20 protein-coding genes are annotated in these 26,406 nt (G+C 42.3%); 14 read left to right on the top strand and 6 right to left on the bottom strand.

All coding sequences use genetic code 11. From position 1 onward, the window contains the following. Positions 1 to 63: 63 nt before the first annotated feature. Complete coding sequence (greB, locus tag H5114_RS11660; RefSeq protein ID WP_124018251.1) at positions 64 to 543, top strand: transcription elongation factor GreB; 480 nt, start codon at positions 64 to 66, stop codon at positions 541 to 543. A gap of 297 nt (positions 544 to 840) precedes the next feature. Beyond that, on the top strand, positions 841 to 1,644 hold the full coding sequence (locus H5114_RS11655) for a sulfite exporter TauE/SafE family protein (protein WP_182697675.1): 804 nt from the start codon (positions 841 to 843) through the stop codon (positions 1,642 to 1,644). A gap of 123 nt (positions 1,645 to 1,767) precedes the next feature. Here the strand turns inward: H5114_RS11655 and H5114_RS11650 are convergent, their stop codons facing one another. Then, positions 1,768 to 2,265, bottom strand: coding sequence for a LuxR C-terminal-related transcriptional regulator (locus H5114_RS11650; protein WP_124018249.1), 498 nt, complete (start codon positions 2,263 to 2,265; stop codon positions 1,768 to 1,770). Positions 2,266 to 2,457: 192 nt separating this feature from the next. Here H5114_RS11650 and H5114_RS11645 point away from each other — a divergent pair, with 192 nt between their 5' ends. The 7 genes from H5114_RS11645 to H5114_RS11615 all read left to right on the top strand — a co-directional run bounded on the left by H5114_RS11645 (position 2,458) and on the right by H5114_RS11615 (position 10,029). Further along, the gene (locus H5114_RS11645; RefSeq protein ID WP_182723014.1) at positions 2,458 to 3,702 is read left to right on the top strand and encodes a metal transporter; all 1,245 of its coding nucleotides are present in this window, start codon (positions 2,458 to 2,460) and stop codon (positions 3,700 to 3,702) included. Continuing rightward, positions 3,699 to 4,730 (top strand): membrane fusion-like protein, encoded by a 1,032-nt coding sequence (locus H5114_RS11640; protein ID WP_182723013.1) that lies wholly within the window; start codon positions 3,699 to 3,701, stop codon positions 4,728 to 4,730. Before H5114_RS11645 ends, H5114_RS11640 begins: the two co-directional genes overlap by 4 nt. A gap of 1 nt (position 4,731) precedes the next feature. Further along, a complete protein-coding gene (locus H5114_RS11635) occupies positions 4,732 to 7,785 on the top strand; it encodes an efflux RND transporter permease subunit (RefSeq protein ID WP_182723012.1) in 3,054 nt (1,017 codons plus the stop codon). Next, complete coding sequence (locus H5114_RS11630) at positions 7,782 to 8,087, top strand: DUF3240 family protein (protein WP_182723011.1); 306 nt, start codon at positions 7,782 to 7,784, stop codon at positions 8,085 to 8,087. Before H5114_RS11635 ends, H5114_RS11630 begins: the two co-directional genes overlap by 4 nt. A 99-nt stretch (positions 8,088 to 8,186) precedes the next feature. Beyond that, entirely contained in the window at positions 8,187 to 8,609 is a 423-nt protein-coding gene (locus H5114_RS11625) for a copper resistance protein CopC (RefSeq protein WP_182723010.1), read from the top strand. Positions 8,610 to 8,954: 345 nt separating this feature from the next. Beyond that, positions 8,955 to 9,281, top strand: a complete 327-nt coding sequence (locus H5114_RS11620; RefSeq protein ID WP_124018243.1) for a YceK/YidQ family lipoprotein — start codon at positions 8,955 to 8,957, stop codon at positions 9,279 to 9,281. Positions 9,282 to 9,489: 208 nt separating this feature from the next. Next, positions 9,490 to 10,029, top strand: a complete 540-nt coding sequence (locus H5114_RS11615) for a hypothetical protein (RefSeq protein WP_182723009.1) — start codon at positions 9,490 to 9,492, stop codon at positions 10,027 to 10,029. 121 nt (positions 10,030 to 10,150) lie between these two features. On the opposite strand, the gene H5114_RS11610 is transcribed toward H5114_RS11615, so the two are convergent. After that, positions 10,151 to 12,571: a YbcC family protein gene (locus H5114_RS11610; protein ID WP_182723008.1), complete on the bottom strand. Its 2,421-nt coding sequence runs from the start codon at positions 12,569 to 12,571 to the stop codon at positions 10,151 to 10,153. A gap of 2 nt (positions 12,572 to 12,573) precedes the next feature. Then, entirely contained in the window at positions 12,574 to 14,166 is a 1,593-nt protein-coding gene (locus H5114_RS11605) for an NADH-quinone oxidoreductase subunit L (protein ID WP_220492549.1), read from the bottom strand. A 97-nt stretch (positions 14,167 to 14,263) separates the two neighbouring features. Here H5114_RS11605 and H5114_RS11600 point away from each other — a divergent pair, with 97 nt between their 5' ends. Next, positions 14,264 to 15,160: a LysR family transcriptional regulator gene (locus H5114_RS11600; RefSeq protein ID WP_124018240.1), complete on the top strand. Its 897-nt coding sequence runs from the start codon at positions 14,264 to 14,266 to the stop codon at positions 15,158 to 15,160. A 285-nt stretch (positions 15,161 to 15,445) separates the two neighbouring features. Next, positions 15,446 to 16,990: a methyl-accepting chemotaxis protein gene (locus tag H5114_RS11595; protein ID WP_182723007.1), complete on the top strand. Its 1,545-nt coding sequence runs from the start codon at positions 15,446 to 15,448 to the stop codon at positions 16,988 to 16,990. A 199-nt stretch (positions 16,991 to 17,189) separates the two neighbouring features. On the opposite strand, the gene acnA is transcribed toward H5114_RS11595, so the two are convergent. Further along, positions 17,190 to 19,925: an aconitate hydratase AcnA gene (gene acnA, locus H5114_RS11590; protein WP_182723006.1), complete on the bottom strand. Its 2,736-nt coding sequence runs from the start codon at positions 19,923 to 19,925 to the stop codon at positions 17,190 to 17,192. A gap of 92 nt (positions 19,926 to 20,017) precedes the next feature. On the opposite strand from acnA, the gene H5114_RS11585 reads away from it, so the two are divergent. Continuing rightward, a complete protein-coding gene (locus H5114_RS11585; RefSeq protein WP_220492547.1) occupies positions 20,018 to 21,394 on the top strand; it encodes a lyase family protein in 1,377 nt (458 codons plus the stop codon). A 155-nt stretch (positions 21,395 to 21,549) separates the two neighbouring features. On the opposite strand, the gene H5114_RS11580 is transcribed toward H5114_RS11585, so the two are convergent. Both H5114_RS11580 and H5114_RS11575 read right to left on the bottom strand, forming a co-directional pair. Beyond that, positions 21,550 to 23,055 (bottom strand): EAL domain-containing protein, encoded by a 1,506-nt coding sequence (locus tag H5114_RS11580; protein WP_182723005.1) that lies wholly within the window; start codon positions 23,053 to 23,055, stop codon positions 21,550 to 21,552. A 188-nt stretch (positions 23,056 to 23,243) separates the two neighbouring features. Continuing rightward, entirely contained in the window at positions 23,244 to 24,059 is an 816-nt protein-coding gene (locus tag H5114_RS11575; RefSeq protein WP_182723004.1) for a RecX family transcriptional regulator, read from the bottom strand. Between the two features lie 800 nt (positions 24,060 to 24,859). On the opposite strand from H5114_RS11575, the gene H5114_RS11570 reads away from it, so the two are divergent. Both H5114_RS11570 and cyoA read left to right on the top strand, forming a co-directional pair. Next, the gene (locus H5114_RS11570) at positions 24,860 to 25,192 is read left to right on the top strand and encodes a hypothetical protein (RefSeq protein ID WP_243640999.1); all 333 of its coding nucleotides are present in this window, start codon (positions 24,860 to 24,862) and stop codon (positions 25,190 to 25,192) included. A 175-nt stretch (positions 25,193 to 25,367) separates the two neighbouring features. Next, positions 25,368 to 26,405 (top strand): ubiquinol oxidase subunit II, encoded by a 1,038-nt coding sequence (gene cyoA / locus H5114_RS11565; protein WP_182723003.1) that lies wholly within the window; start codon positions 25,368 to 25,370, stop codon positions 26,403 to 26,405. The last annotated feature ends 1 nt before the right edge of the window (position 26,406 follow it).

The following is a 26,406-nucleotide window of genomic DNA, read 5'->3' as shown; positions in this document are numbered from 1 at the left end:
TGTAAATTTTTTAACAACAGACAACATGGCACAGTTAATCGACCACATAGAAGAGTACCCAGCGTGAAAACAAAGCTAATCACTTTAGAAGGCTATAACAAACTCAGAATTGAGCACGACTACTTGTGGAAAGAACAACGTCCTGAAGTGACGAAAATTGTCACCTGGGCGGCAAGTCTTGGCGATCGCTCAGAGAACGCAGATTACACTTTCAATAAGCGTTTATTAAGGCAAATTGACCGTAGAGTGCGCTATTTACGTAAGCTGCTGCCAGAGCTCAAAATCGTCTATTACGCCCCAGAGCAAGAAGGCAAAGTGTTTTTTGGTGCCATTGTCGAAATCGAAAACGATGCAGGTGATATCAAAACGTTTAAAATTGTCGGTCCAGAAGAAATTTATGACGAACGCAAAGATTACATCTCCATCGACTCACCAATGGCGCGCGCCTTACTCAAAAAACAAGTCGACGATGAAGCCGTGGTCAGTACTCCCCAAGGCGACAAGATCTGGTACATCAATAAAATTACCTATGCCAAACCATAGCCTAGTGTGCCTAACTGCAACCTACTTCGTGGTGTTTATCATATGCAATGACAACTCATTTATGAATTTAATGATGAATCACTTAACCACAACTACCACGCTGCACAACTGAAATAACCTTTTGAATTGCCAGCGAGAAACGCCATCGTTTTGTTCTAGATTATATGCAGAGTACCTTGCTCACCACGCATTAAAGCGCCAAAGCCCAAAGGTCATTTTCGGCACACAAACTGATCAATATACTAAGACTATATCGATGATTTTATAAAAATATTGAATAGTGAATATGGAGTGAAGATGTTACAACCTGAGTGGATTTTACTATTTTTATTATTAGGCTCTTTTGTCGGTTTTATGGCTGGGTTATTAGGTATCGGTGGTGGTGGGATTTTAGTCCCGACATTAACCTCTATATTCCTATTGCACGGTATCGCTATCGATCATGTAGTGCATTTGGCGTTGGGAACTTCAATGGCTTGCATGGTGATCACTTCTTTTTCCAGTTTCCGATCTCATAATGCAAAAGGTGCGGTTGTATGGTTGGCTGTTAAAGGTATGGTTTTAGGCATTATTTTAGGTACATTTACTGCAACATTTTTAGCCTCATATTTAAGTTCATTATATCTGGGGATCTTTTTTGCATTATTTATGGCATTTGTATCGACGCAGATGTTTTTAAATAAAAAACCAAAACCGTCAAGGCAGTTATCAGGGCCTGCAGGCTTATTTTCAGCGGGTTTAGGTATAGGATCTATATCAGCATTAGTCTCGATTGGTGGTGGCTCTCTAACCGTCCCCTACCTAACATGGCAGAACATTGACATTAAGAAGGCCATTGGTACATCTGCAGCTATCGGGCTCCCCATTTCTATTACAGGTACTATTGGGTATTTGATTAATGGTTGGAGTTTTTCGTCAGTAAATGACTATATCTTAGGTTATGTATATCTGCCTGCGGTGGTATTAATTTCAGTAACCAGTTTTATAACCGCACCCTATGGTGCACTACTGGCCCACAAGTTACCCGTGTCACTGTTAAAGAAAGTATTTGCGGTTCTGCTGATTATATTGAGCATTAAGATGTTGATTTCAATAATATGATATTAAACTGAAATACGTTATCAACGATTATCAATACAGCTTAAAACCCATAATGGGTGTTGAGCTGTAATCCATACTCTAAAAATAGTTGCTAATAATTATCACTAGCGTTTTATTGCGACTTTATTCCTGAATAAAATCTTCCATAAACCATGCGCACAAAGTATGGCGTCCATCAACTTGTGCTTTACTATAAATGGTTGATGCTTGTTGGCGAACGGTTTTTTCTTTGGTTAAACGTACTTCGGCAATTTCTTTGAAACTGAGGCCTTTTAACAGTAAAAGTGCCACTTGTTGTTCACTTTTGGTAAATCCCCAAGCAGTAAATTGTGCTGCAATTGTTAGGCTGTATTCTTGTCTGGCAGCATGCATTTGGCTCGACATATTATTAATCTGCTTATCTGCTTTTACGAGTTTGCTCCTGAGAGCTTTTACCTGGCGAGAGCTGCGTATCAGATCGAAACCTAAATAAATACTGCCCAAGATGGTAAGCAATACTAAGATCCCCTCTTGTGCAATATGCCAAGTTGGGAGGTTGAGTTGCAAGTCAGCAAAGATGTCAAAAAGTTTAAATAACGTTATCAACAGCAATAATATAATAATAAAAACATCTTTTTTCATGGTAACAATCCTGACGCAAAGCAATAATAAAAAATAACCCCAAAAATAACACAAGATAATTTAATAAATTAAATCAAAATCTTACGCTGTGGTACATATGTACCATAAGGGGGTTTATGATACATGCTACCCATGCGATGTAACACCAACATGAATATTATGATTATACATTTTGGGTTACAGAAATCACTTATGTCTGCTGTTAAGTTTAGTATCAAGATATGTCTTCTCATCGCGTTTATAAGTTGTGGTACTTACAGCTATGCAACGCCTAATAACCAACTGCCACAACTGTTGCAAATCAGCCAAGATAGGTTAAAAGCGACACAAGCTAACAAGATATCAACCAATGATGTCCGCGGGGTGGAATTAAGCAGTTCAACTTGGTTGTCCGGCTTACCCAGTATTAACTTAAGTTACCTTAGCGACCTTGATAATAGTAACATTTATGAGCAAGAAGTATCGCTTAACCTACCTATCAAATCATTCAGTTTGCACTCTAGTGATAAACAGCTGAGACAATTGACCCAGGACTTACAAGGTCAGCAGGTCGCATTACAAAGACTGTACTTATCTGGTTTGCTCAGGCAAAGCATGTGGGAGAATCGCATCGCATCGGTCAAACTTAGCCAGCTCAATCGTAAAGCCACCTTACTCGAAAAATTACACACTCAACAAAAACAACTTTCCGATGCTGGAGAGTTACCTTTAGTGAATTTATTATTGTTAGAACGTGAGCGCGTTGACATTGATCTAGCCCAAATTGATCTTAAGCAGCAACAAGCTGATGCACTATCGCTTTTTCGCTCGTTAACAGGCCGAAATGAAATGCCTGAGCAAATAGAAGAACAATCGCACCCTGTGTCTGTTCTTGACTCAGCTAACCCTGATACGGTTAACTCGGCCTTAATGCAGCATCCATTGTGGCGCTTGCAATCACTGCAACAGCAGCAACAGTTGTTAATGATCAAAAGTCAGCAAGCGGGAGAGCAAGATCCTTGGACTGTGTCATTAACGGCAAAAGAAACCGCTGGCGATCAATTTAATGACCAACATTTAGGCCTAGGGATTAGCGTACCGCTGAGTTTTGGCTCGGCACTATCACAAAGTGATCTGTCTATTTGGCAAAAAGATTATCAAGAACAAAGCCTAAACAGTGAACGCATCTATCTTGAATTAAAGACCCAAACAGAAAAACTGGCTATGCAACAGCAAAGTCTTCGCCAACAACAGGCGTTACTGCAGCGCGGACTGTCTTTAAGCAGAACCATCACCGAACATTTAGCCAAAGTGAAAGATCACAATCAAATTGGCTATGAAATCTGGCTGCGTCGCTATATGGACGCGCTTGATACTGAATCGCAATTAGCGCTTAACCAAGTCACTCAGCAACAACTTCATTCTCAGCAACTGCAAGCCTTAGGAATTTCATTATGATGGCCAAATTTGGCGTTAGCCTTTTATGCGTACCTTTTTATTTATTCGCCAGTATCGCGTCCGCGGAGTCGATATCGCTTGAAGATTTGGGTAACTTAGAATTGAGCTATATCCAGCCTCGAAAAGTAGCCAGTTATGAAGGTAGTTCACTGCCAGCACAAATTGAGCGTTTACCCGGTAATGATTATTGGGTTATGACCCCTGAGAATATCCAACAAGTGACTTTCTTAGTCGGTCAGGGGCAAATCGTCACCAAAGGTCAAGCGATTGTGAGGTTGACGGGTCCTGAAGTGTTTCATTTTCTGGCTCAAATAGAGGCTGCTAAAAGTCTTTATCAACTAGCCAAGCAGCGTTACGACCGTAATAAACCATTATTAGAAAGTGGCAGTATTAGCACGGAAAAGTGGCGTGAGATCAGCCAAGATTATTTCAGCACTCATCTTGAATATGAACATATGCAGCATTTTATGGAGATGGTGCAAAGTATCGATGCCAAAACAGAATCATTAGTGGTGATAGCCCCTGTTGCAGGCATTGTCAATCTGAATCATCTCAATAGTCCTTACACCGCAGGAGCCCAGCTATTTTCGCTAGTACCTGCGGACAGCATAAGGGTTAAAGTCAATGTGCCCATGAGCCAATCAACGTCATTATCGGCAGTAAATATTAATCAGTGTCATATTTCGATAGATGAAGTATCGGCTATTGCTGATGGTGTGTTTTTAACGGCATGGTCAAAGCCGGTACCTCAAGAGTGTAACTTACTGTTAGGCCAACAACTCACTGTGATACCCGAGTATCAAAAAGCCGTGTATATGTTACCTAAAAATAGCGTATTTAGCTGGCAACAAGAGAGCCAAATCTTTATCCAAACAGCGCAAACATTATCGGCGCTCAGTATCGATATTTTAGGTTCGACCTCTGATGAATATATTGTTGCGAGCGATCAAGACCTAAGCCAAATTCAAGTATTATCTCAATCTGTTGCGGCTGTTAAAGGGATATTACTTGGCTTAGGAGGCGAATAATATGCTCGCTTCCGTCATCCGTTTTTCGCTGACTCAGCGCATATTTGTTCTGATTGTCGCGCTGATATTAATGCTCGCTGGTGCTCGCGCTTGGTTTGCTATTCCGCTAGATGCTTTTCCTGATATCTCACCGACTCAGGTTAAGATCATTTTAAAAGCGCCAGGCATGACCCCTGAAGAAATCGAAGCACAGATTACCGTGCCTATCGAAACTGAATTATTGGGGATACCTAATCAGGCTATTTTACGTTCAACCACCAAATATGCCATCAGCGACATTACCCTAGACTTTACTGAAGGAACTGATATCTATTGGGCCAGACAGCAAGTGAGCGAGCGACTTGCCGCAGTGTGGGACAGTTTTCCGCAAGGGGTATCCGGTGGTGTTGCACCTATGAGTACACCATTGAGTGAGATTTTTATGTTCACTCTGGAAAACCCTAATTTATCTCTAATGGAACGCAGACAGCTGCTGGAGTGGGAGGTTCGTCCACTCCTGCGTACCGTTGCTGGAGTGGCCGATGTTAATATTTTAGGCGGTTATGCTAAGAGTTTTAGCATTAATCCTAATCCGTCTGCGATGGCCGCTGCTGGGGTGAGTTTTGCCTCACTTCAACAAGCCATTATTGATAATAACCACAATGAAGGTGCCGGAAAACTCACTATCGGCACTGATACGATTATTGTCCGTGCTGAAGGCCGAATTGATAATATTGATGAGCTAAAGCAACTGGTTATTAAGGTTGATGATGCCAAGGTATACCGCCTTCGAGACTTAGCAGATATTCAGATTGGTCATTTAGCTCGTTATGGCGCAGTAACCAAAGACGGTGAAGAAGCTGCTGAAGCGTTAATTATTGCTCTTAAAAATGCTAACACGGCCAAAGTGGTAAGTAGTATTAAAGAAAAGCTTGATCAAATCAGCACCACATTACCTGAAGGCAGTGTGATTAATACCTTCTATGATCGCGCAAACCTAATTAATACCGCCATCGATACCATTTCGAGTGCATTGTTTGAGGCTGTACTGTTAGTTATTGTGCTACTGGCACTGTTTCTAGGCAACGTCCGCGCCGCTTTGGTGGTGTCGCTGTCTTTGCCTCTCGCGGCATTAACGACCTTTTTAATGATGGACCTATTTGATCTTTCCGCCAACCTTATGAGCTTAGGTGGATTAGTGATCGCCATAGGTATGTTAGTCGACTCTTCCGTAGTGGTGGTTGAAAACATGGTCAACCTGATTGCGACTAAGCAACGGTTACCCCGTTTACACCTTATTTATCGCGCCACGAAAGATGTCGCGATTCCGGTGGTATCGGGCACTGTCATTGTAATGATAGTGTTTTCGCCGTTACTGACACTTACGGGGCTGGAGGGCAAACTGTTTACTCCAGTCGCCGTGACGATTGTGTTCGCCATGTTGTCTGCATTGGTGTTATCACTCACCGTTATTCCTGTGGTGGCGTCTTATCTGGTGAATGAAAAGTCAGCCCAAGAACCTAAGGCTATCGAGAAATTAAAAGCCGCGTATCTTCGCAGCCTTAAGAGTACTTTTAACCATAAAAAGCCTTTTATGATCATCGCGTTTGCCTTACTCATTGTCAGTTTAGGCTTGTTTAGCTTTGTGGGTAAAACCTTTATGCCGACCTTAGATGAAGGTGACATTATTTTACAGTTAGAGAAGTCGCCTTCTATCTCGCTTGCAGCCTCTATTGCGATAGATAAGCAAATTCAGCAGACCTTGCTTGCTGCGGTTCCTGAAATTAAGCAGATGGTTGCTCGTACCGGAGCGGATGAAATGGGTTTAGATCCAATGGGCCTCAATGAAACCGATGTGTTTTTAGAACTGGCCCCACGCGATGAGTGGCGATTTGATTCTAAAGAGCAATTAATTGAGGCGATTCGCAGCGAGTTGCTTAAGTATCCTGGAGTTAATTTTAACTTTACCCAGCCGATCCAAATGCGCGTTTCGGAAATGCTCACCGGCAGTATTGGTGATGTAGCGATTAAGGTATTTGGTACCGATATCGATACTTTAGGGCAATTAACCGCGCAAATAGAACAGCTTGTTAGTGCAACAGCTGGCAGTATCGATGTCAAAATGTCGATGATTGAAGGCAGTCCTTTTATCAATTTAACCTTAGACAATGAAATGGCGCGTGGGTTTGGTATGAGCACCATGGAGTTTGCTCGCTATTTAAAGAGTCAGCTTGAAGGGGTAATCGTTACCGAAGTGCTACAGGGTAAAAAGCGTACTCCAGTTCTGATAGCCAATAATCAAGGTGGCTTAAGCAGCATTCATGAACTGAAAAATCAGTTATTGGTGATGCCAGATCATTCCTTAAAGCGTTTAACCGATGTGGCTAAGTTAAGCTATAAAGAAGGGCCTATCTTAATTGAACGTGAGCAAGGCGACCGTTTCTCGGTGATCACCACTAACGTTCAAGGGCGCGATATCGTCAGCTTTGTTGAAGAGCTCAACGCGAAAATCACGGCCGATATTAAGTTCCCTAGCGGATACAGTGTCAGCTTTGGTGGCGAGTTTGAAAACCAACAACGTGCGACTAATAATTTACTCTTGGTTATCCCCATTGCAATTGCGTTAATCACGCTGATTTTGTTCACTACCTTTGGATCATTAGCGAAAGCCGGTTTAATCCTCGCCAACGTGCCATTTGCCATGATGGGCGGTATTGTGAGCTTATATTTGTCTGGCGAATATTTGTCGGTACCGGCATCGGTTGGGTTTATCGCCCTGCTTGGCGTAGCGGTACTTAATGGTGTGGTGATGGTGAGTTATTACGAGCAAACCAAGCATCTATTCAGTGGTTTATTAGCACGAGTAGAACAGGGTGCCGCGAGGCGCCTACGACCCATCTTGATGACTGCCACGACAGCAATGTTTGGCTTAATGCCGTTGGTATTTGCTTCTGGTCCTGGGGCTGAAATCCAAAAACCGTTAGCGATTGTTGTGATTGGTGGTTTGTTAACATCAACCATTACAACACTTTATTTATTACCAATTCTTTATTACTGGCTGGAGAAACGTAAATGATCACTGAGCAATTGTTAGTGCTGATCGCTCAAAATGATATCAAGGATGATATCGTCGATACTTTAATCGAGCTGGATTTCTTATCAGGTTTTAGCCTAGGTGATATTTGTGGTTTTAGTCGCGAACATAGCCACTTTAATATTAAGGAACAGGTTGAAGGTTACCGAGAATTTTGTAAATTTGAAATTATGCATCCAGTTGATCAGCAGCAGGCATTATTGAGCACCCTTGCGCTAGTGTGCAAACATAATCCGTGTCGTTACTGGATCACGCCAATCGTGCATACCGGCACCTTATGTTAGCCGAAATAATAGCAATCGGACTAAAGCATCTTGTGTCAAACAAGCGATAAACTTACACCGGTTTGCGGTCGCTATTGAGTAAAATGGTAAGGCGTTGAGATGAAAATCTACCACGGTTTAGGATTATTCTTATCTACTGTGTTGGTCACAAATAGTGTTGTGGCCAACGAATTAACGTCCAATAATAGCGCTGTGGCGGTTGAGTTTATTATGGCGCCTACGAGTAAAATAAAGCTGTCATTTGATGAAATAGTGACGTTAGATTCACTAACGCTTAACGACATGGACGGCTACTGGCTCAATTTAAACATTCAAGTGCCGAAAGGTGAAAGCAAGGTCTTTTCTGTTGAGATACCCTCACTTATGCCGACTAATTATGTTGTTTTATGGCAGGTCCACAATCATGATAACGTCGCTAAAAAGGGAGCGCTTAAGCTAACCATTGAAGATGACAATAGCTACCCTCGACCATCAACCAAAAAACATAAGTACGCTATCCTGCATAACAAATTACATCATTAAATAATTTGCCGATAGTTTGGCTCACAAGATTGCTAATTAGCGACTAAAGCATTTACTTACTCGCGGATCATCACCAATACAGTTCGAGATGATCCGCGGGGTTAAAGCGATTTAACATATCAAATACGCCAACAGCATCCATTATGTGGCTTGTGAAAAGTTGGACAGTAAGCGCTCATCATGAAATAAAAAGCGATAGCAATAAGCAAAATAGTATTGTGGCGAGTATTCTGCTAAGTTCAATTGTTATCAATTAGTTGTGTGTGCATTGATACTGATACTCAAGCTGAATGGGCATAATCAGTATTCGAACACTGTCATTATCATTGAAAGGAATACTTGTTTATGAAAGGATTCACACTCATTTTAGTCGCGCTATGTACATTTTCATGTGCAACCATTAAAACCATTGATCCCCCACAAAATCATCTTAATATCTCGCAGAATGGCAAAAAAAGTTATTGTGAAGAGATACCAAGAGTCTATAGCGGTGTTTCGTATAACTTCTGCCTTTTATATGGTGAGCCAAGTAAAACGGTCAATTTAGGTGGCTCAGTTAACAAGGTCCCTCTTATTGTTTTTGATACGGTGTTTTCTGTGGTTTCTGATACCGTCGTTTTACCCTACACCATAAAAATGCAAGCTGACAAAGGCTCACTTAAGGTTAATTAACCTGCCTATTCTTTAGCATAAATCTAGGCAAATCGGATGGTTTATCGATGATAATTTTTAGCAGGTCATTAATGGCTATAAGGATCAATCACTATGGTTGTACCATTGTAGAATAAAAGTTCTGATCAATTGACTGTGTGAACAAGATAAGCCTGAATTAACCATAAAACAGACCGAACACCAGACAAGAAAGCGAAGAATAACAGCCATGAAAAGACTGTCAGGAATAGCATTAATTAGCTCAGTTATTTTATATAAATTACTGTCCACATATTTTGATTACCATTTATATTTCTACAGCTTTGAGAACTATAAAATATTTGATGCAACATTAAATTTACTGCTGTTTTCGATACTGCTATGCGGTTCTTTATTGGCTGAACTCAAAGTGAAACTATTATTAATCATAGTAGGCTTTGTATTAGCTTCTTATCATGTATCAACATTTTTAAAATACGGCGAAAAATACAAATCTATATATGAAGTCAATAAAAATAGCACCTTAGTGTTAACCAGTTACGATTTAGGTGCACTAGGAAGTGGCTTGGTAAACGTTGAACTTTACCAAAAAAATAACTTACTGATGGAACCTATCACGCTAAGGTCATATGAGCACATAATGAATGGTGAAATAGTAAAATATGGTAATTGCTGTGTAAAAATAACCATGACAACTTATGACAGGAAAACCATCGAAGATATCATAAGCTTAAATGAAGTACTTATTAGGCCAAGTATGACTCGGTAAACCTATTTCCAAGGCGTATTGACCTCTACACGAGGTTCATACGCCAACGGACGACTGAGAAAAATAATCGCGACTCATTATAATTGTTACCACCTGCACTAACGTTACAGGGCGACAAATGTTAAGCCGCTTGTGGTAACCACTGCCCCTGATAGTAACGTTCAATTACGCCTTCATCTGACCAGCGCAGTAAATACAACCATTGGTTATCGACAAGCCAGCGCACATTGTCATGTTTAGCCGTGATCTGCTCAATGGGCTCTCTTGGTGCAGCTAGATACACCGCTAAACGTTGCGGTTGATGCATCCATTTTTGGCCATCATGCAACGTTTGCATCGACAGGCCAATACGTAAATCACCACCGTTACCTTCAAACACACCAATATGACCCGCGACAGCGTTATGCAGTAACTTATTACCACTGCCGTATTTAACATTATCGCTCACCGATGCGTTATATTGCATATTAATCCAATTGGTTACCACCATAGGCGCGGTCATGATCAATTCTAAAACGCCAAAGTCAGCATCATTTTGCCATTGGTAATCATGTAAAAAGCTTCGACCTTGCAGATTGACATTTCTGGTCCAAGATCGAGGTGCCACAATAAAAGCGGCATTGTTTACCAAACCCCATTCTGGACGCACTTGAGACCAATCATTACTGCGCTGAATATAAAATCGATCTAATTCAGCTGCACTGCTACCAGCTAACTCTGGGGAGATGTGAACCAAACGCTCTCGCTGCGCCGTTTCTGTAGCCGCTGTTAGCCATGAGACTAGGACGGGATCGATATCGGTATCAAAGCAATCAATATGATCTGTGGTGGTGTTATGCAATGCGGCCACAAAATGGGTCGTGCTAGGAATTACAACCTCGAGATCTAACAATGCTTTACGTACATCTTGCTCATTTAATAATTGGGCTAAAACCCGCACGTTTACTTCACCAGTTTGACCGCCACAGGCACCACAATCCAAGCCCGCAGCATGTAAATTATTGGTGGTGTGGCTTCCATGTCCGACCAATAATACCGTAGGTGAGAATTGGCTTAATCCCATGGCATTTAGGATACCTTTAGCCAGTTCAGCTTTATCGGTTAACGACAGTAGCTGATCATTTTTACGTAAGATCCAGCTTTTTTGATGAGTCAGTGCATTAACAGGATTGTGGATTTGTTTGGCAAAAAATGATTTTTTGAGCATTTTAAAAGCATAGAGCCAGCCCATGGATTCCACCATAGAAAATGCTGACGGCGCAGCTTGTGACCAGGTTTGCCAACGAGCCTTGCTATTTAGCGTATCGGTTTGAGCCTGTGTATCACGCCATTCAGACACTCGTATGATCGGCTGTAACAATCCCGGTAACTGAGGGCGAGACAATTCACTGTCGTGCGGTTGATACTCGATAGGTAATCCGAAAAAGCCTGCAAACCCTATGGTTTGGATATCATCACTCTGATTTTCTAACGCCCGGCGTATGACCTCTGAACGAACGTCGATACAAAATGCGGCCTGTAACTTTGGCGCTGTTATAGGGTGCTTTTGAGCATCCACTAACTGAGTGTTCAGCTTGTGTTGATAACTCAGTTCAGCTGCCTTTGCCCACACCCAAAGGGGCTGTTGTGCTTGCTCATGCTGCGCGAGTAGATGCGGCAGTTGGTCTTTTTCACGCATCCAAAGCGCGGCTAAGTGAATAAAACTGTCCGCTTGTTGTGCTTTTAAGTAACGCCAAATCACTAACTCCCAAGCCATACGAATTGCCAGTAGTTGCAGCATTTCATCGCTCGGCGTTGCCTGCAAGTCGCCTTGCCAGCGCAAATAGGCCACCCAAGAAGCCCAGCCATTAATATCAAGTAACAATGCATGGGCATAAGACTCGATTACAGTGTCATCAATCCCCAACTCAGCAACAGCTTCTGCGAGCAAGGTCGGTGCATCTTGCGGTAATTGTTTGAAATAGTGCAGCAAGCCTGGCTCATCCATAATAATACTCAGGCCGCGATCCCGACCGGTAACCTCGAGCCAATGACAGTATAGATCTGGCTGTGCTGAACTATCACGACAAGGCAAAATGGGCCGCAACTGTTGATAATATGCGGCACAAAATTGACTGATTTGATGAATGATTTCATCCCGCCATGCCATTTTGTATCGGTCGCGTTGATTATCTAATAAATCGGCAATATTGTGAAAATGAGTCAGATCATCGGCTTGATCAAGAAAGGCTTCAAGCTGATCCACTGACATTGCAACCTCTTGTTGCTCAGCCGCTAATAACAACGCATGCTGGCTAATATCGCCTTGTGCATATAAATGCTGATAATGGCCTTTGGGCATTAAACACTGAATACGATCAAGTGCCGATACTCGCGCCGACACTTGTTCAATCGGTTGCTCACGCATTTGCCAAAATGGATTAACAGCAATCATTTTATCGAGCGGCCATGTCGGGGCAATGTTGTTACCCGCGGAAGTTAATTTTGCCTGCTGGCTATCAGTCAGTTGCGCTATCAAAGGTGATTTAACTGCGATACTCATGGTCATACTTCCTCAACTTCGGTGGCTTTATCTAATACTTTATTATTGCTGGGTGCTGGCAACTGCACTGGCCACACTTGTAACGTCAATCGAGTGAGCCATTCATCTAAATATAAACCGGCGAATAAGGCGATATGTAAATGATGTATTGAGGGTCTATGTGGCTGATAACGCAACATCCAATTGAGCACAAACAAACTGACAAATAACAGTATTGCGACAATATCGACCGCACTTAACGCCTCAACATGCATGGCTGACGTGGCGGGAATAATGGCCCCAAACAACCACTTAAACCCGCTGTAACTGATCACTAATAATATGCTTAAGAGGAAAACGGGCATCATGCTGCTACGCAGTCGCTCACTGTGGCGCTGAGCCAATAACATGGTGAGCGCTAATACCAATAACAACCAAACACTCCATACTCCTTGATAGTCTATAACCATCACTGCCATCGAGACGATAATGCTTGAAAATACCCCTGCCACTATCCAATCTATCATCTTAGGATTGGCCGCTGGCGCAAGACGCCTTTGCATGTCTTCATAAACCGCACTGCTTGAATTCAAAAATGCATAGGCTTTGTAAACTGAGTGCGTTAATAAATGCAGTAAGGCTAATTCAAACAACCCTAATGCACATTCAACTAACATCAAGCCCATTTGCGCGCTGGTAGACCAAGCTAAACGCACTTTAATGCTAATTCGAGTGGTCATGATTAATGCCGCCATCACAGTGGTTAATCCTGCAACTATTAGCACTAGCCACTGCGCGACAGTAGATTGAATAAACAAGGGCGCAAATAAAATCAGCAAGAAACCACCGAGGTTAATGACCCCTGCATGCAGTAAAGCACTTACCGGTGTCGGCGCTTCTACAACCTGTATCAACCAGCCGTGTACCGGTAATTGCGCACATTTAATTAAGGCCGTGAGTGCAATTAGCACTGCAGCAATATGATCGACGGTCGTTAGTTGTAAGTTGTCGTTTGTGGCCACCGCATTAAAGTGGCTAAGTAAATCACTTATCAATAAGCTGCCGTGCTGCTGATACAACAATATAATTGCAGCCAATAACGAGGTTTCTGCGGTGCGTGCTAAGAGGAATTTTTTATGTGCAGCCAGCGCCGCGCGAGGGCGTTCAGGATAGAAGGTTAAAAGCTTATGCAAGGCTAAGCTAATTGATACCCAACCGAGCCAGAATAATAATAAATGGTTACTAATCACTACCACAGACACTGCCGCGAGAATATTCAGTAGCCAGTGCCAATAAGTGCCGCTACGAGGTTCGCCCGCCATATAATTACGCGAAAATGCGATTAAAATAACACTCATAAAGACCACTAGCCCCATCATCAAGAGGCTGAGTCGTGATTGGCTAATATATTGCGCATCAGCGTGAAGACTCGGTAACGCAATACTTACCACCAAGGCGGTAATATAGAGCACAACAATAAGACCGCTGAGCTTAATTAACCATGTAGATTTATTGTTAAACCTCGCACGGTCACTTAAACGCCCACTCAGGGCGCTAGCCAAAAGTAACGTAATGGGAATACATAATAAAAAAACGGACGATAACGCGATATTCATAAACTGCCTCTTCTTTTAGTCAACAGAGTATGTCAGAGCTGTATATTTAATAAAAATATATATAAACTAATAAAACGTTCTGTTTTGGTTAACTATAATGAGTCGTCTTAATTATCATCACCTTTATTATTTTTGGCGTGTCGCGGTTGTAGGCAACCTGACGCAAGTCGCTAAAGACCTGCATATTTCTCAATCAGCATTGTCGGCACAAATTAAGCAATTTGAACACAACATGAATGTTGAGTTGTTTGAGCGCAGAGCACGACGCCTCAACCTAACGGTCCATGGTCATCGTGTATTGGCTTATGCCGATGATATATTCAGTAAAGGCGAAGAGTTGGAGTCTTTTTTACGCAAAGGCAGTATGAGTGAAAAGCAGCATTTATCTATTGGGGTCTTAACCACATTATCGCGTAACTTTGTGGAGAATTTTATCAGCCCGTTGCTGGCCAATCCTAATGTGAGCTTTTCTTTATCGGCCAGAGGCATGAGCGATCTATTAAACGGTCTGGCGGATCACGAACTGGATTTAGTACTGACTAATCGACCTATCAGTGTCGATAAAAAAGATCCATTATGGCAAACCCAGTTGGTCTCTAGGCAACCTTTGGCGATTGTGGGCCCCAAAGCTAACCGGATAAACGCCAGTTTCCCGGAAGGTTATCAAGACATGCGCTGGGTTCTACCGGGTAAAAATACTGAAATTAGGGCAGCATTTAATTCCTTTTGCGCGACCTGGCAATATCAACCCGATGTGCAAGCAGAAGCCGATGACATGGCCATGTTGCGTCTTTTAGCCCGCGACAGTGGCGCACTGGTTGTGTTACCTCCAGTGGTTGTTAAAGACGAAATTGAGCAGGGGATTTTAAATGTGTATCAGCACTTACCCAATGTTTATGAAAATTTCTATGCCATTACCACCCAACGAAAATTTGTACCTGAGGTGTTATTAGCGCTATTAAAGCAGCAGCTTGATCCTGCATTTAGTGATTAATGTCTATCCATATTTGTTCGCCAATGATATCGCTAAGCCCGCTGAAATAACTATGTGAACACTAAATTGTCGAGCATAAAGCCTATCCGCTGCTGTTCATTTCAGATCCCGTGCGGTGAATGCGTTTTGGCCTATTCGAGGGAAATTAGTTAGCTTAAAACATTGGTAAATATCACTTAACGACACACTGAACATATTGAGTAGATTATTTAAGCTTAGACCAAAGTCGATAGCCTACAATGACATATAGAGTGCTAATCTGAATAAAAATGGATTGGAGTCTTCATGCTAACTAAAATAATGTTGATTAATGGTTTAGTGATATTTACCTTAGCAATGCTGCTGAGTTTTTTATCTCTACCTTCATGGCTATATGCATTTTTAGTCGCGGTTGCCTCTGTTATCACCATACTGCTTACCCAAAAAAAACCTATAGCTGCAGATAACACGGACTCATCTCAACAAGATGAACACGTTGCCAATGGCATAAGTAAAGCCGCCACTCGAATAGCCATTGGCGGAGCCGAAGTATCATTTTTTATTGAAAAACTCGCACACGCAATGGGTTTACAAGTTAAGCATGTTCAAGAAATCTCACAACGCGCCAGCAATTTAGAACAAGGTGCTCAACAACTATTAGGCCAATCAGCCAATGTACGAGCGCTAGTTGAAGAAGCCAGTACACAAGCGTCTAGCTACGCCGAAGAAATAAAGCAAGTGGATGAACAACAACAAAAATTGTCGACTGAAATTGAATCCACCGCAGTATTACTCATCGAACTAAAAAATAAAGCCAGCGCGATCAGCAGCATCACAGATACGATTAATAAACTGTCTGATCAAACTAATATGCTGGCACTCAATGCTGCCATTGAGGCCGCCAGAGCTGGAGAGCAAGGCAGAGGGTTTGCAGTCGTTGCCGATGAAGTGCGCAATTTGGCCCATAAAACGGCCGAAGCAACCCAAGGTATTGAGTCATTGCTATCCGAAATTGGTCAAAACAGTATTCAATCAGTACAAGCCATGCAACAAGTCAGTGATATGGGCGGCAAACTGTCTAGTCGGATGAATGAAATTTATATACTCACCAAAGCCAGTCAAGAAAGCATGGCCAGTGCCGCGAGCGAAATGCTGCAAATGGATCAAACCGTGAATTTTACCGTTGATAATACCAATGGTATTGGGGCAAATATTGAAGGCATTGGCGCTTCTATCCTTAAAGTCGATACTGATTTAATTGAAGCTTCAGATAGGGTGCTTGTGCTCAGTGGCTTTGCAGAACAGATATTCCGTCATCTACAACATTTTGAATTATCCGATAAACATGCCGTCATCGCCAAAGTAGCTTTGAATGCTGCAGCCAATGTCGGCGCAATTTTTGAACAAGCCTTAACTAAAGGTTCGCTTACACAAGCGCAATTATTTGATTCAAATTACCAACCTATTCCTAATACCAACCCACAAAAGTTCACCACAGGTTTTGATCGTTTTACCGACTCAAATTTACCGAGTATTCAAGAAGCTATTTTAGATAATAATGCCGATATTATTTATGCTGGTGCGGTGGATGTTAGAGGATATTTCCCCACTCATAACCGCAAATTTACCCAAGCGTTAACCGGAAATCGCGAACGCGATCTTGCCGGTAATCGCACCAAGCGTATTTTTGATGATCCAACAGGTAAACGCTGCGGCAGTAACGTTGAAAGTTTCTTATTGCAAACATATAAACGCGATACCGGCGAAGTGATGCATGATCTCTCTGCCCCAATTTATGTTAACGGTAAACATTGGGGCGGATTTAGAATTGGCTACAAGGCAGAAAATTAATACCCTGCATTATTTCGGTCGCAATCGTTTGGGGAATATAGCCAGCGGCGATATCCAAACTCAATACAAGTAAATAACGCCTCCCCAGCCATCGCTGCCACAGCTCATCTCGATTCCAAAAAAGAGGCCCAAGTCATGCAACTTGGGCCCATTTACAGGCTATTTAACGCCCTGTTCAACTGAAATACACCTCAATGACTTAGCTAGACGACTTAGCCAAATTGCGTAATACATAATGCAAAATACCGCCATGTCGGTAATAACTGAACTCATTAGGCGTATCAATACGGATTTTAACTTCAAACAAACGTTGCTTACCCGCTTTGTCGATCACTGACACATTGACGGTTTTCTGATCGGCGCTTACAGCAGGAATACTGAATTGCTCTTCACCGGTGAGATTTAGCGACTCCGCACTGTCATCAGGCATAAACTGCAACGGCAAAATACCCATGCCAACCAAATTAGAACGGTGAATACGTTCATAACTTTGTGCGATAACCGCTTTTACTCCCAAAAGTGCAGGCCCTTTCGCCGCCCAATCGCGTGAGCTGCCAGTACCGTACTCCTTACCCGCAAGCACAATACACGCTGTGTTATGTTGCTGATAATACATAGCAGCATCAAATACTGTCATCGACTCACCTGTCGGCATCAAGCGAGTCCAGCAACCTTCGGTCCCTGGCGCCAGCAAATTTCTTAGCCTTACATTGGCAAAGGTGCCGCGCATCATGACTTCATGGTTGCCGCGGCGTGAACCGTAAGAGTTAAAGTCCTTAATGGCAACCCCTGCTTGCTGTAAATAATCTCCGGCTGGGCTGTCTGGTGCAATAGAGCCCGCGGGTGAAATATGGTCGGTGGTGACCGAATCACCCAACTTAAGTAAACAACGGGCATTGTCGATACCCATAATTTGGGGAACCTCTGCACTGATCCCATCAAAGAATGGCGGTTGTTTAACATAAGTGGAATCAGGCCAGTTATATTTTTGGCTCTGCACTACCTCAAGTCCTTGCCAGTCTACATCACCGCTGTATACATCGGCATAACGGGAAACAAACATCTCGCTTTGCACCGCGCTGGCCATAACCTGTTGGATTTCCTGATTGTCTGGCCAGATATCTTTTAAATACACGGCTTTGCCATTGGCATCCTCACCCAGTGGTTCAGTAACCATATCAGCTTTCATATTACCGGCCAATGCATATGCCACCACCAGCGGCGGCGATGCTAAGTAATTGGCTTGTACTTCTGGATGGATGCGACCATCAAAGTTACGATTGCCCGATAACACCGAACACACCTTCAACCTGCCCTGTTGTATCGCTTCACTGACGGGCTGAGGCAATGGGCCGGAATTACCAATACAGGTAGTGCAACCGTAGCCAACTAACTGAAATCCTAGAGCATCTAAATCGACATTAAGACCTGATTTTATTAAATAATCCGTAACTACCTGCGAGCCAGGTGCAAAGCTGGTTTTTACCCAAGGTTTAACCTGTAAACCCTTTTTACGGGCATTTCTGGCCAATAGTCCAGCGGCGATTAACACTGATGGATTAGAGGTATTAGTACAACTGGTTATCGCAGCTATCACCACAGCGCCGGCTTCGAGCACAAAGTCTTTATCTCGATAACGACACGCAACACCTGCGCTACCATCGACGACGGGGACTTGCACCGATGGGCCACCCTCGCTTGCCAGCTCATCTTTACCTTCAGCGTCTATTTGGCTAACAGGGATTTGACTGTCTAACCACTGACGGAAACTGACTCCAGCTTGCTCAAGTGCAATTCTGTCCTGTGGCCTTTTGGGACCTGCGATAGAAGGCACAATACTGCCTAAATCCAGTTGTAAGCTGGCGTGATAACAGGCTTTGTTGTCGGATGCACTGGCCCACATGCCCATCTTTTTAAGATATGTCTTGATCAGCTCGATATGCTCTGGATCACGACCAGTAAGTTTTAGGTAATCTAGCGTTTGTTGGTCGATCGGGAAAATGCCACAGGTGGCACCGTATTCTGGCGCCATATTGGCAATGGTCGCCCTATCAGCCAAGGTTAATTGATCAACCCCGGCACCAAAAAACTCGACGAACTTGCCGACCACGCCAAATGAGCGCAACTGCTCAGTTACGGTTAACACCAGATCGGTAGCGGTAACCCCAGGAGGCAATTTGCCGACAAATTCAAAACCAACGATCTCGGGTAACAACATTGTCACTGGTTGGCCTAACATCGCAGCCTCAGCCTCAATACCGCCCACGCCCCACCCCAACACACCCAAGCCGTTGATCATGGTGGTATGGGAATCGGTTCCGACTAAGGTGTCTGGATACAATAAGTTATCTTCATCTTCTTTAACAAAAACCACTCTTGCCAGATATTCTAGATTGATTTGATGCACGATACCGCGCCCTGGCGGCACGACTTTAAAGTTATCGAAGGCTTGCTGACCCCAACGCAAAAACTGATATCGTTCGCGATTTCGTTGGATTTCAATGGCAGTATTTTGTTGCAACGCCCCTGTTTCGGCAAATACATCGACCATCACTGAGTGGTCAATAACCAGCTCTACCGGGTTCAGCGGATTAATCGCGGCAGCATTACCACCTAGCGTTATAATGGCATCACGCATGGCGGCTAAATCGACGACTGAAGGTACACCGGTAAAATCTTGTAAAATGACCCGGGATGGGACAAAGGCAATTTCGGTTTCAGACCAGTCATCTAAATCCCAGCGGGCCAAGGTTTCAATATCCTTTGGCTGGACAAACTCCGAATTTTCATAGCGCAGTAGATTTTCTAATAATATTTTTGCCGCAAAGGGTAAGCGGGATAAATCGAAGTGTTCGGCTAATCGGTCAAAGCTGTAATATCGGAAATTTTTTCCATTACTCTCAAGTTGTTTCAATAATTGCATAGAGTCTTTCATTAATGATCTCCCTATAAACGTTTATGAGTACTTCCTGCTAAGCTTAGTGAACACACTAACATATCCCAATCAAAAATCGAGTCGGAAATATTATGAGTAAGATACGTATAGAATATGACAGCATGGGTAAAGTTGAAGTGCCAAATGATGTTTATTATCAGGCACAAACCCAGCGAGCACTGGATAATTTTCAATTTTCAGAGCGGCGTTTTCCTACACCGGCAATCGTTGCCCTACTCGACATAAAATCAGCGGCAGCACACGCTAATAGTCAGTTAGGTTTGCTGGATAACGCCATGGCGGCGGCGATCCAACAAGCGATTACCGCCAGTAAACAGCTCGACTTTTCAACCCATTTCCCACTGGATCTGTTCCAAACCGGTTCAGGCACCAGTTCCAATATGAATGTTAACGAAGTGATTGCCAGCTTAGCCAGCGACATTTTGCAGGATAAAGTTCACCCCAACGATCATGTCAATATGGGCCAAAGCAGCAACGATGTGGTGCCTGCCGGTATTCACATTAGTACAGTGCGGCATTTAAAGGCTCTACTGTATCCGGCCATTAATCGCTTAAGTGACAAATTAGCGTTTTTGGCCGATGAGCATGTAAATTTGGTCAAAACTGGACGCACCCATTTAATGGACGCTATGCCGATTACCTTAGGGCAAGAACTACAATGTTGGCGACTACAGCTCAATGCTGCTCAAGCGAAGCTCCAACAAGCAGAGCTCAACTTACATCATTTACCTCTGGGCGGCACTGCGGTTGGCACTGGGGTTAATTGTGATCCGCGTTTTGCCAAACTCGCTTGTGATTATTTACAGCAGCAAGACCAGCATCCTTGGCAGGCGGCACCTGTTCCGGCCTTATACATGAGTAGCCAAGATCACACTCTTGCCGTGGCTTCGGCGCTCAAAGGATTGGCGATCACCTTAATGAAAATTGCCAATGATTTACGCTGGATGAACTCAGGCCCTATCGCCGGACTACAAGAAATTAGTGTAACCGCGCTGCAACCTGGTTCATCGATAATGCCCGGTAAGGTTAATCCGGTTATTCCGGAGGCGGTTGCCATGATTGCCGCTGAAGTGATCGGTAATGAAACGACCATAACCATCGCGGCGCAATCGGGTAATTTTCAATTAAATGTCATGCTGCCACTGATTGCTGACAAGTTACTCTCCAGCATCGATTTATTAACCCATGCCTGCCAATCCATGACGGATAAGGTATTTGCGGATTTTGCGCCCAATACCGACAACTTGACTCAAGTGTTGAAGAAAAATCCTATTCTTGCCACCGCACTCAATTCAGTGGTGGGTTACGATATGGCCGCGAAAATAGCCAAACGTGCACATAAAGAACATAAATCGGTATTAGACATTGCACTGGAAGAAACCGAGCTGAGCGAAGATAAACTCACTGCGATACTCGATCCCTTGCATCTCGCGAAGCCTCATCAATAACGCCACCAACAGCCAGCGCTAAGAGTGCAAAAGACTAACGCCAAACAGAGTTGGCGAGAGTAAAACCTATTTATGTGAATAGGTAAAATCTCGCTAACTTGCCTTGCTGAACTCATCTCCAACCCAAGGTTGGGCCAATAGAATAAAACCAAACATTAAATCTTAAAATGTTTAATTATTGGGCAAAGATCATCGGCACTCATTGGCTTACCGTATAACCATCCTTGCCCGTTTAATATTCCTAAATTTTTAAGTGCTTGATGTTGCATGATGTTTTCAACACCTTCAGCAACAACGTCTATATGAAGTTCGTTAGCCATTTGGACAATATAAGGTATTAATGATGAACGGATGGACCCTCCTTCCATGGCATTAATAAAGCTTCTATCGATTTTCAAAATATGACACGACAATTTTGACACTTGGTTTAAATTTGAATATCCAGTGCCAAAATCATCGATTGCAATCAGAAAACCATGTTGCACCAGGATCTCTAAGTGGTTTGCAAACTCTTTACCAGTCAACTGTTCATCTTCTACAATCTCAAGCACAATCTTAATGGGATGATCATTCACATACGGCAGATCAATTATCTTTAACACTTTTCCGCTAGAAACATCAGAAGGAAAAATATTAATATTGACTTTAAAACCCTTCAAATCAATACCGCTTTCACTTAGGCGCAGCAGCGATTTTTCAACAAGTTGCTCAGTAAACTCCCATGACAGGCCCAGCTGTCTAATTTTGGGAATAAATTCATCTGGAAATATTTTACCTTCGTTATCTTCAAATCGCGCCAGCACTTCACAGCCGACGATCTTACCGGTTTGAATATTGACTATCGGTTGAAATAAAGGAAAAAACTTGTTTGATTTAACGCCTCGTTTAACTCGAGCGCTTATTGACATAAAACCATTGATTTTAAATGATATAAAATAATATAAAAATAATGTCAGAAAAAATGATGACGTAATAATGATAGCAATTAACAGGCGGTTTTTTTCATAAAACTCGCCAGCACTAAGGCTCAGTGCGACGCAGTAAGATGATTCAGGATCACATTGTTGAAATTGATAGGCATGGGTTAAGTTCACTCTGCCAACGATACCTTTGACATATAGATTATTGCTGCCTGACACATGTTTATAATGATTTGCTCTATTGAATACAATTTCCCAATCGAATCCCATAGAACTGAATTTATTGATCTCCGCAGGCTCAATCACTACATTGAAAGCGTTATGCTTGATGACAACCGCTGTATGTAACCTATCAAAAAGCTCTAACGCTTTATTTACCCACACTTTTGCACCGTAGTTATTAATGTAGTCTGGCTCAGATTCCATACTCTTTGTAACAATTATCCCTAAACCTGCGGTACACAGCAATTTACCATTTTCATCTGAATAGCCTATATCTTTGATAAAGATAGACAGGAAATTCTCACGGCGCATATGCAGCAACATTTCACTACTACACACTGGATCATCAAACCTATCTAATCGCTCAAGAGTGTGTTGAATGTCTTTGCTAATAGTACTCATTAAGGCTAAATGGGTTGTTGCAGCTTGCTCTTGCTCAACGACAATCTGTTTTTCTATCCATAAGAATAAAAATAGAAAAAACAAAGTGCCCAGAGACAAACTAACGATAAATGACACTAACTTATGTTTAAACGACATAATTTGCCGCCCCAAATAGTAATAACACATGAATAGTAGCCAACCACATTAACGCGATATAACGACTATGATGACGTAAGTATAATATTTATTTTAAATGTTAATGATCGATAAAATCTATTCACAGCTTATTGTTAAAATGTTCAGCACTTCTCTAGAAGCTATTTTTATGATGCATCATTATCTATGCTCATGGCCTCTTTTATTTCATCACTGGCAAAACCTTTACGAGATAGAAACGCATACGCTTTAGACTTTTCTTTATAATCAGATAAGTTATAGCGTTTTTTAGCCAGCTCATTTCTACAGCTTTGATAAAAATCGACATCATCTGTTAAGGTTAATTGATACAAGGTTTCTTCAAAATCACTCACATCAATCAATCGCTGTTTGAGTTCCTGTAAAATAAGTGTTTTACCTTTACCTTTATTAAACAGCTTAATTATTTCAGTTGTTAAATCGACTTTTTCTGCTTTTATCGCCAATTTACTGCGCAATGTTTCACCTTGTGGATGTAACGATAATGCATGATCAATTTCAGATCGAGAAAATCCTTTTGCGGTCATTTGAGCATAGACTTTTTCTCTGCTGGTGCCGTAAAAATTCTCAAATCGGCCTAGTAGCCTTGAGGTAGCGAGCTTAAAAGTATCTATTTTTTGCTCGTGCATAACCTGTTCTAGCGCGGCATCAATCTCTGTTGCACTCACACCGCGAAGTTGTAACTTACGCCTTATGGCGCCAGTCCCCTCTTCATTGCTAAAAGCAAGTTCGCAATAACGCACGGCAAAATCGAAGTCATTTTTTAAATAACCACTGTCGATTAGCTTGGCTAATACGGTATCAATCCATTGCTGGTTCTCGGTTTTACGCTCAAGCTTGGTACGAATTTCGCCAATAGTAAAGTCTTGCTGACTAAGGTGCCAATAAGCACTATTAAAAACGTTATCTATGGTTTTAGCTTGGCGTAGTTGTGGGCGCTGCATAAAAATTAATCTTACCTTAATATAATCAAAATGAGTGTAGCAGCTCAGTCGGTTATTGAGAAAGATCTAGATATTTCATTGTTTAAATCATTTAAAAACCAGCTGTTTATGGTGAGTTAACTGCAGCGCTTTAAAAAATTATAGTGTAATTTATCGATGGAGACTTGTTGTGCTAAAACCGCATCATTATTCACTTAGCTGCATTACGCGCAACGGAACATCAGTGGAGAAGGGCTCTTTATACTCGAGTCATAAGTGATTATTACTTGATTATTTAACGCTGCTGAACCGGCGCAGACTGCCACTAATAACTTCAATAGATAATCTGCTGCCCGCAAGCGTTTATTGCGGTATCGATTTGTAACAATACAGAAGCCAGAAAATATTTTAGTTCGCAAAAAATATGATCCTCATAACCCCCCAAGGACGTATCAATACGTGTTAGGATTGTTGAATTAAGGCGCTTATATCTGATCACATCCACCCATTTATATTAGGTGCTAGGGATCACAGATTTGTGACTTTTGAGCCATTGATAAGTAACAAAACAGTTAACAATGTAAATAAACAGTATAAACATTGTTCAAATTCAAGTTTATTTAATAATTCCGCTGTTTTACTACTCTGATTTACTTTCAATCAATAGCGCCTTCTTGTTATTCTCCTGCAAATGAAAATCGTCAGCTGGATCTATTGATTCAACTACCCACTCCTTTGAGCTCGGTTGGAAACGTTTCTTGAAACTAACCCTTTGCCAATACCTTGTTAAATCGCTTAATCGCATCACAAGGTTATCCAAGTTGAGTAAAGCACATTTAACACTGTGTTTCGGGTTACTGTTGCTGCAACCTTTAGCTGATGCCTTGTCTATTTCAATCGGACATTTTATTGATATTGGCGAGTTTATCGCTATTGCTGACGGTATATTAGCTGAATTTTTGGGTGCGGGTTTAATCAGTTTATTGCTGATTAATCCCTTAGTTATCCAGCACTTTTGGCGTTTATTCAATCTTAATTCTAAATTTAGCAACTTGCTCGAACTGAGCGATGCGCTAAGTGCTCTATCTCCTGTTATTCCTCAATCGCTAGAATATACGGCACATGGTTGTCGCGCCCCGCCTTTACAAGCTTAACTTTTTTATTTTAATACGCCATTCGCGAGATATATCTTTTTTGGGAAACTAAGCCAAAATCACATACTGTTGATTTAGTTTATCTTTTTCCACTATTCGCGTTTGATGATTATTGTGCAACTGCCAATCCCCCTGTTGGTAGCGTAGTAAGCTTTAAGGTTAGAGGAATCTTCCTTTGTTAATTCGAAATTTAAGTAAACCTATACTGGCTGCATTAGCATTTATGCTAGCCGGTTGTGAAGGCGGCGTGCTGGATCCCAAAGGTCAAATCGGCATCGATGAGAAGCATCTCATTATTGTGGCAACCTTGCTGATGTTGATTGTGGTTATTCCAGTAATTTTCATGACCTTGTATTTTGCATGGAAGTTCCGCGACGGTCGCGATGAAGAAATTTATGCACCTAAATGGGCACACTCAACCGCCATTGAAATCGTGGTGTGGGTCGTACCGATTATTATCGTGATCATTCTTGGTGTTATCACTTGGAAATCGACTCACGATTTAGATCCCTACAAACCGCTAGTGCATGACGCTAAACCGGTGAAGGTTGAAGTGGTGTCATTAGATTGGAAATGGTTGTTCATTTATCCTGAATATGGCATCGCATCGGTTAACGAATTGGCCTTCCCTGCCAATGTTCCGGTTAACTTTAAAATCACTTCTGACACAGCAATGAATTCATTTTTCATTCCGCAGTTAGGTAGCCAAATCTACTCAATGGCAGGCATGGCGACTAAGTTACACCTTATCGCAAACGAGCCAGGCACTTTTGAGGGTATTTCAGCTAACTACAGTGGTGCTGGATTTGCTGGAATGAAGTTTAATGCGATTGCAACTGCAAACGCTGACGATTTTGATGCTTGGGTTGCCAAGGTAAAACAGCAAGGTAATACCTTGGATGTTGAGCAATATAAGCAACTGGCTGAAAAGAGCGAAAACAATCCGGTGCAATACTACGGGTCAGTACAAAAAGGCATGTTTAACTACATTGTCATGCAATACATGCATCCAGACTCGAATATGAAACCAATGGACAGCATGGAAGGTATGCACGACATGAGCAACATGGAATCAATGTCTGGTATGGATCATACCAAGCATATGCAAAACATGGAGCACATGGTCGACAAGGACGCGGAAAATTCTGGGCTTTCATCACCTTCACATTCAACCACAGAGCATTCTTCGACTGCATCTGGGGAGGCGAAATAAT

This window comes from Shewanella sp. SR43-8 (assembly GCF_014163775.1).
GTDB lineage: Bacteria > Pseudomonadota > Gammaproteobacteria > Enterobacterales > Shewanellaceae > Shewanella > Shewanella vesiculosa.
The sequence above is the reverse complement of the archived record's forward strand: the minus strand, read 5'-3'. Positions and strand labels throughout refer to the sequence as shown.

What these genes read in the sequence shown, in the direction of transcription:
- H5114_RS11655 (WP_182697675.1), top strand. Translation starts at nt 841, where the DNA reads ATGTTACAACCTGAGTGGATTTTACTATTTTTATTATTAGGCTCTTTT.
- H5114_RS11650 (WP_124018249.1), bottom strand. Translation starts at nt 2,265, where the DNA reads ATGAAAAAAGATGTTTTTATTATTATATTATTGCTGTTGATAACGTTA.
- H5114_RS11645 (WP_182723014.1), top strand. Translation starts at nt 2,458, where the DNA reads ATGTCTGCTGTTAAGTTTAGTATCAAGATATGTCTTCTCATCGCGTTT.
- H5114_RS11640 (WP_182723013.1), top strand. Translation starts at nt 3,699, where the DNA reads ATGATGGCCAAATTTGGCGTTAGCCTTTTATGCGTACCTTTTTATTTA.
- H5114_RS11635 (WP_182723012.1), top strand. Translation starts at nt 4,732, where the DNA reads ATGCTCGCTTCCGTCATCCGTTTTTCGCTGACTCAGCGCATATTTGTT.
- H5114_RS11630 (WP_182723011.1), top strand. Translation starts at nt 7,782, where the DNA reads ATGATCACTGAGCAATTGTTAGTGCTGATCGCTCAAAATGATATCAAG.
- H5114_RS11625 (WP_182723010.1), top strand. Translation starts at nt 8,187, where the DNA reads ATGAAAATCTACCACGGTTTAGGATTATTCTTATCTACTGTGTTGGTC.
- H5114_RS11620 (WP_124018243.1), top strand. Translation starts at nt 8,955, where the DNA reads ATGAAAGGATTCACACTCATTTTAGTCGCGCTATGTACATTTTCATGT.
- H5114_RS11615 (WP_182723009.1), top strand. Translation starts at nt 9,490, where the DNA reads ATGAAAAGACTGTCAGGAATAGCATTAATTAGCTCAGTTATTTTATAT.
- H5114_RS11610 (WP_182723008.1), bottom strand. Translation starts at nt 12,571, where the DNA reads ATGAGTATCGCAGTTAAATCACCTTTGATAGCGCAACTGACTGATAGC.
- H5114_RS11605 (WP_220492549.1), bottom strand. Translation starts at nt 14,166, where the DNA reads ATGAATATCGCGTTATCGTCCGTTTTTTTATTATGTATTCCCATTACG.
- H5114_RS11600 (WP_124018240.1), top strand. Translation starts at nt 14,264, where the DNA reads ATGAGTCGTCTTAATTATCATCACCTTTATTATTTTTGGCGTGTCGCG.
- H5114_RS11595 (WP_182723007.1), top strand. Translation starts at nt 15,446, where the DNA reads ATGCTAACTAAAATAATGTTGATTAATGGTTTAGTGATATTTACCTTA.
- acnA (WP_182723006.1), bottom strand. Translation starts at nt 19,925, where the DNA reads ATGAAAGACTCTATGCAATTATTGAAACAACTTGAGAGTAATGGAAAA.
- H5114_RS11585 (WP_220492547.1), top strand. Translation starts at nt 20,018, where the DNA reads ATGAGTAAGATACGTATAGAATATGACAGCATGGGTAAAGTTGAAGTG.
- H5114_RS11575 (WP_182723004.1), bottom strand. Translation starts at nt 24,059, where the DNA reads ATGCAGCGCCCACAACTACGCCAAGCTAAAACCATAGATAACGTTTTT.